This window comes from Cereibacter changlensis JA139 (genome assembly GCF_003034985.1).
In the GTDB taxonomy this organism is placed as follows: domain Bacteria; phylum Pseudomonadota; class Alphaproteobacteria; order Rhodobacterales; family Rhodobacteraceae; genus Cereibacter; species Cereibacter changlensis.
Genome location: NZ_PZKG01000177.1, coordinates 1 through 6,631 on the forward strand (window position 1 = coordinate 1; position 6,631 = coordinate 6,631).

Annotated in this window: 6 protein-coding genes; all 6 read right to left on the reverse strand. The window is 68.9% G+C overall.

Translation table 11 applies throughout. The features are described 5' to 3' along the window. The coding region (locus C5F48_RS20920) for a carbohydrate ABC transporter permease (protein WP_107665711.1) at window positions 1-933 on the reverse strand (933 nt) is incomplete at its 3' end. 7 nt (window positions 934-940) lie between these two features. Next, window positions 941-2,254, reverse strand: coding sequence for an ABC transporter substrate-binding protein (locus C5F48_RS20925; RefSeq protein WP_107665712.1), 1,314 nt, complete (start codon window positions 2,252-2,254; stop codon window positions 941-943). A 25-nt stretch (window positions 2,255-2,279) separates the two neighbouring features. Then, on the reverse strand, window positions 2,280-3,365 hold the full coding sequence (locus C5F48_RS20930) for an SIS domain-containing protein (protein ID WP_107665713.1): 1,086 nt from the start codon (window positions 3,363-3,365) through the stop codon (window positions 2,280-2,282). A 123-nt stretch (window positions 3,366-3,488) separates the two neighbouring features. Then, window positions 3,489-4,544, reverse strand: coding sequence for a LacI family DNA-binding transcriptional regulator (locus tag C5F48_RS20935; RefSeq protein WP_107665714.1), 1,056 nt, complete (start codon window positions 4,542-4,544; stop codon window positions 3,489-3,491). A gap of 92 nt (window positions 4,545-4,636) precedes the next feature. After that, complete coding sequence (locus tag C5F48_RS20940) at window positions 4,637-5,845, reverse strand: pyridoxal phosphate-dependent aminotransferase (RefSeq protein WP_373454359.1); 1,209 nt, start codon at window positions 5,843-5,845, stop codon at window positions 4,637-4,639. A gap of 10 nt (window positions 5,846-5,855) precedes the next feature. After that, on the reverse strand, window positions 5,856-6,631 hold a 776-nt coding region (locus tag C5F48_RS20945; protein ID WP_146170685.1), incomplete at its 5' end, for an aldehyde dehydrogenase family protein.

Sequence of the window (6,631 nt, forward strand, 5' to 3'; positions counted from 1 at the left end):
GAGCTGGGCGATGCCGGTCAGCATCGTCACCGCGAAGACCACCGAGCCGATCGCCGCCGCATAGCCCATGTCGTTCTGGTTGAAGCCCTGTTCGTAGAGCCACGTGCCCAGCACCTGGCTGGAGTTGTTCGGCCCGCCGCCGGTCATCACCATGACCTCGTTGAACACCTGGAACGCGCCGGTGATGGTGACGATGATCATCATCCCGGTCATTTCGCGGGTCAGCGGGAAGGTGATGCTCCAGAGCTGGCGCAGGGGGCCCGCGCCGTCCATCCGCGCGGCGTCGTAGAGCTCCTGCGGGATCTTCTGGATCGCGATGGTGAACAGCAGCGTCGAATAGCCGAAGCCCTGCCACTGGCTCATCGCGATGATGGCGTAGATCGCCGTCCGCTCGTCGCCGAGCCAGACCCGCGACCACTCCCCGAGGTTCAGCATCTGCAACAACCCGTCGAGGATGCCGATGTCGGGCTGGTAGATGAAGTAGAACAGCAGGCCGGTGACCGTTGTCGAGATCGCCGACGGAATGAAATAGATCGCCCGCCAGATGTTGCGCCACTTCTCCGACTGCAGGCCCTCGACGATGGCGGCGAGGCAGAAGGCGCCGAACACCTGGAAGATGATCGAGAAGACCGCGTAGGCGCTGTTGTTCCACAGGGCCCGCAGGATGACCGGGTCCTCGGCCAGCCTGCGGTAGTTGTCGAGCCCGACATGCGCCACCTCGCCGGTGAAGATGTCCTGGTTGGTGGTGCTGAGCAGGAAGTTGTCGACGATCGGATAGTAGACGAACCAGCCGACGATGATCAGCGCGATGCCGACCCATCTGAGGGCGAGGGCCTGGGAAAGGCCCTGCTGCCAGAGCGGCGCCCGCCGGGCGGGAGGGGTGGCGCCGCCCAAGGCGGCGCCAGTCTGGATCGGAAGCGGACGCGCGCTCATCTGCCCGTCACTTCGCCGCTTCGGCGGCCTTGCGGACCTCGGCGACCACGTCCTCGGCCGCGACCGTGCCACCGGCGAAGGCCTGCAGGTTCGACAGCCAGGCCGCGGCGACGCGCGGGTGGTTCACCGTGTCCAGCCACTGCATCAGGTAGGAGGCCGCGGCGATGTCCTCCAGCCCGCCGACCACCGCGGGGCTCATCTGCGCCGGATCGCTGCCGCCGATCACCGCGCTCGGCTGACCGTAGGGCGGGGCCGAGAGCACCTTGGCATTGGCCTGGGTGGTGACGAACTTCATGAAGTCCAGCGCCAGCGGCACGTTCTCCGAGGCCGAGCTGATCATGTAGCCCTCCGGCGCGCCTTCCAGCGCCTTCGGATCGCCCTTGGCGTCCTGCGGCGCGGGCAGCGGGAAGAAGCCGAACTCCTCCGGCGTCAGCTTGGTGGTGGCCGAGGCGGAGTTGTCGAACTCGATGATCTCCTGGTAGTACATCGCGGCCTTGCCGTCGCTCAGCTGCTGCAGCGCGTTCTGGTAGGCGATGCCGTTCATGCTGGCGCCGATGGTGCAGCGGTCGGTGATCGCCTTGAACTGGTTCAGCGACTCCACATAGCCGAGGTCGGTGTATTCCGCCGTCGCCGGGTCGAAGTCTTTCTCCAGCACCGCCTGCGGCACGTTGTAGGCCAGAAGCTGGCCGAGGTAATGCACCGCGATCCAGGGCTCCTTGTTGCCGATGGCGATCGGCAGGATGTCGGCCTCGCGGAGCTTGTCGCAGGTGGTCAGCAGCTCTTCGAGGGTCGCGGGCTCGGACAGGCCGAGATCGGCGAAGATGGTCTTGTTGTAGCCCATGAACTTGGCGTCGAGGTAGAGCGGGATGCCGTAGTACTTGCCGTCATAGGCGAAGGCGCTGACGGCGGCGGGGGCGAAGGTCTTGCCCCAGTCGGTGTCCGGCCCGATCACCGGCGTCAGGTCGACCGCGCGCTTGCCGCGGATGAAGTTGCCGCCCCAGGTGCCGGTCCAGGAGAAGAACACGTCCGGGATCGCGTTCGAGGCGACCAGCGTCTTGGTCTTGCCCTTGACGCTGTCGTCATCCTCCTGGATCAGCTCGATGCTGACGCCGGGATGCTCGGCCTCGTATTGCTTCGCCACCTCGACGAAATAGGGCGAGAGGCGCTGGGTGCCGAACTTGGTCAGGACCCGCAGCGTGCCGTTGTGGTCAACCGGCGCCGCCGGATCGGCGATCTCGGTCTGGGCCGCGGCTGCGCCGCCCCATCCGAGCGCCGAAACCGCGGCGACGATCGCCGTCATGGATTGCAAAGACCGTTTCATCCTTCTCTCCTTCTGTTGGCTTTTTTCAGGTATTCTTCGCGCCAGTCGTCGGCGCGTTGGTCGTTCTTGTCGCCCGCAGCGCTTCCAGATGCGCGCAGAGCCGCTCCAGCAGGCTGGCGAGGATCACCGGCGAGATCAGGCCGCGCAGCCGCGGCGACAGGCCGGGAAGCTCCACCCGCGCCGCGTCGAGCACCCAGAGCTTGTCGGTGTAGCGATAGGCGAAACGCTCGACCCGGTCAGAGAGCGGGCGGGCGGCGTCCTCGCCTTTCAGCAGGAAGATGCTGACCCCGGGCTCCACCAGCTCCAGCGTGCCATGGAAGAAATCGGCGGCATGCACCGGGCGACTGAGGACCCGCAGCCGCTGCTCCAGCTGGCGCATGCCGAAATGTTCCGCGACGGCCCAGACCGATCCCGCGCCGGTGACGATGTGATAGGGCTCGTCCCGCAGCGTTGCGGCGCGTCTCGCCGCCTCGGGTTCGTAGGCCCGCTTGGCCGCGACCAGCAGGGCGGGCAGACGCTGCAGCTCCTCTGTCAGCGCGTCGCAGTCGTCGATCCGGCCGGTCTCGGCCAGAAGCGCCAGCGCCAGCCCCAGCGTCTGCAGCAGGACGGATTCGGCGGCCGTCTCCGGCGTGGCGGGGTTGATCCGGGCGTGGTCGGCCTGCAGGGCCAGCGGCGATCCTGCCTCGCCGATCAACGCAAGGGTGGTGACGCCGCGGGCCTGGAGGAAGGCCAGCAGGGCGAGGGTTTCGGGCGCGCTGCCGGAGAGCGAGGGGATCACCGCAAGGGCGCTGCGGTCGAGGCCCGTCGGCGGGGCAAGCACCACCTGCGCCGCGACGCAGGCCTCGACCGGGAAGCCTCCGGCCCTGCGCAGCAGGTCGGTGGCGGGCAGGGTCAGCAGCTGCTCGCCGCCGCTGCCGATGAAGAAGGCCCGCGAGATGCCCTGATTGCGCAGCTGCCGGACCAGCGGGCGCAGGCCCCCGGCGATGTCGATGGCCCCGTGCAGCACCCGGAGGAAGGTCGCGCTGTCGAAGCCCGGCCCCGCCACGCCCTCGTCCCGCGCCGTCGGAACGGGCAGGGCGGAGAGGGTGGAGGAGGCAGGCGAGGCAGACATGATACCGATCCCACATTGGCGCGAAGAAAAGACCGATCTCTGGGCCGCGTCAGGTGAGAGACCGATCTCACATGAATAACGCACAGGGCCAGGGCGTTTGGCAAGAAGATTTTTCGGGAAATATTAGCGGTGCCGCCCGAAGTCGGGATGGGCGACCGAGCCGCGCACGATCAGCCGGGTGGCGAAGCGCTTGCTGCGCGGCGGCTCCTCGCTGCCGCGGATGCGGTCGAGCAGCATCTTCACCGCCAGCGGGCCGATCTGGGCAACCGGCTGGGCCACAACGGTAATCTGCGGATCGGTGAAGGTGGCGAGGTCGAAGTCGTCGAAGCCCACCAGCGACACGTCCTGCGGGATCGACAGCCCCATCGAGCGCAGAGCCAGCAGCGCGCCGGTGGTCATCAGGCTGTCGACGGTGAACAGCGCCGTCGGCCGCTCCGGCTGGCTGAACAGCCGGATCGTCGCGTCGATCGCATGCTCCACGGTCGATTGCGACACGGCGATCAGCCGCTCCTCGACCGCGATGCCGTTCTCGGTGAGACAGCGGGCGTAACCCGCCAGACGTTCGCGCGCCGTGGCGATGCGCGAGCCGTCGTGGATCAGCGCGATGCGGCGATGGCCGTTGGCCACCAGATAGCCCACCGCCTCATGCGCGCCGCCCTCGTTGTCCACGGTGATGCTGTCGCAGGGCACCCCCGCCACCACGCGGTCGATCAGCACCAGCGGCATGCCCTCGCGCACCATCCGAACCAGATGCGGATTGTCCTCGCCCGAGGCGGGGGCGACGATCATGCCGCGCACGTTCAACGCGCGCAGGTTGTCGAGGATCTCGCGCTCCTGCTGCGGGTCCTCCTCGCTGCTGGCGATCAGCAGGCTGCGGCGGCTGCGGCGCAGCTCGATGTCCACGTCATGGGCAATGCGGGCGAAGAACGGGTTCTGGATGTCGCCGGGCACGAAGCCGATGATCGGCATCTGGCCTTGGCGCAGCGCCTGGGCGATGCGGTTGCCGCGATAGCCCAGCCGCTCCGCCGCCTCGCGCACCCGCTCGGCCGCCGCCCCGCCGACATAGCCGTAGCCGTTCAGCGCCCGGGCCGCCGTGGCGCGCGAAACCTCCGCCACCGCCGCGACATCCTTGATGGTCACGGCGCGCTTGCCGGCAAAGGGCGGACCATCCCCTTCCATCTGCACAATCCCCTCGCGACCCCCTGGCCGCCTGTGCCTCGCCTAGCAGAGCCGGCCGGAGGCGCATAGGAGAAACATGCGCCGCGGGCCCGCTAGCGGCTCAGTCGGGCGCAGGCGGCGGCGATGCGGGCTAGCGCCTCGGTCAGCTCGGCCTCGGAAGTGGCGTAGGAGATGCGGAAATAGGGCGACAGGCCGAAGGCCGATCCGGGCACGACGGCGACATCGGCCGCGTCGAGCAGCCAGTCGCAGAGATCGCGGTCGCTCTGCAGCACCCGGCCCTCCGGCGTCGTTCGTCCGATCAGGCCCGCGCAGCTGGCGAAGGTGTAGAAGGCTCCCTCGGGGCGACGGCAATCGATGCCGTCGATCCGGTTCAGGGCCGTCACCACCAGATCGCGCCGCCGGGCGAAGCTGTCGCGCCGCGCCGCGAGGAAGTCCTGCGGCCCGTCCAGCGCCGCGATCGCCGCGGCCTGGGTCACGGAACAGGGGCAGGAGGTCGACTGGCTCTGCACCACCGCCATTCCGGCGATCAGCGCCGCGGGCCCGCCGGCGTAGCCCAGTCGCCAGCCGGTCATCGCATAGGCCTTGCTGACCCCGTTGACCGTCAGGCAGCGGGGCTTCAGCGACGGGTCGAGCGCCAAGGGGGTGACGAAGCGGAAGTCGTCGTAGACGATGTGTTCATACATGTCGTCCACCATCAACCAGACCTGCGGATGGCGATGCAGCACCTCGATCAGCGGGCGGTAGTGCTCGGCCCCATAGGCGGCGCCCGTCGGATTGGACGGCGAGTTCAGCAAAAGCCAGCGGCTGCGCGGGGCGATCGCCGCCTCCAGCGCCTCGGCGGTCAGGCGGAAGCCATCCTCGGCGGGGCAGGGGACGGGCACCGGCGCCCCGCCGGCAATCCGCACGATGTCGAGGTAACTGGTCCAGCAGGGCGTCGGGATGATGACCTCATCGCCAGGGTTCAGGCTGGCCATCATCGCGTTGTAGAGCATCTGTTTCGCCCCGGCGCCGGCGGTGACCTCGGAGGCGGCGAAACTCAGGCCGTTCTCGCGCGCGAACTTGGCGCGGATCGCCCGCTTCAGCTCCGGCGAGCCGTCGAGCGCGGTGTATTTCGTCTCGCCCCGCCGGATCGCGCCGATCGCCGCCTCCTTGATGTGGTCGGGCGTGTCGAAATCCGGCTCGCCGGCCCCAAGGATGATCACCGGGCGACCGTCGCGCCGAAGCGCCTGAGCGCGGGCGGTGATCGTGAGGATCTCGGACACGCCGAGATCCCCGATGCGGTCGGCGGGACGGAACTCCATGGTCATGCCCTCAGATGTCGAAGACGACGCCCTGCGCCAGCGGCAGCGCATGGGAGTAGTTGATCGTGTTGGTCGCGCGGCGCATGTAGCCCTTCCAGGCGTCCGAGCCGCTCTCGCGCCCGCCGCCGGTCTCCTTCTCGCCGCCGAAGGCCCCGCCGATCTCGGCCCCGGAGGTGCCGATATTGACATTGGCGATGCCGCAATCCGACCCCGCGGCCGAGAGGAAGCGCTCGCTTTCCCGCAGGTCGGTGGTGAAGATCGACGAGGAGAGCCCGGCGCCGACGGCGTTGTTCTGCTCGATGGCCTCGGAGAGGTCGTTGAAGCGCATCACGTAGAGGATCGGCGCGAAGGTCTCCTCGCAGACTGGGCCGGCCTGGCTCGGCATCTCGACCAGCGCGGGGCGGGCGTAATAGGCGGTCTCCGGCGCGGCGTCGGCGACGCGCTCTCCGCCATGCACGGCGCCGCCGGCGGCGTGGGCCGCGGCAAGCGCCTGCTGCATCGCCTCGAAGGCGGCCCGGTCGATCAGCGGGCCGACCAGCGCCCCGGTGGTCAGCGGGTTGCCGACCGTGACCGAGGCATAGGCCCTGATCAGCCGCGGCACCAGCGCGTCATAGACGCTGTCCTGCACGAAGAGCCGGCGCATCGAGGTGCAGCGCTGGCCCGCCGTGCCCATCGCCCCGAAGGCGATGGCCCGCAGCGCCATGTCCAGATCGGCCGAGGCGCAGACGATGCCGGCATTGTTGCCGCCGAGCTCGAGGATCGAGCGTCCGAAGCGCGCCGCTACCC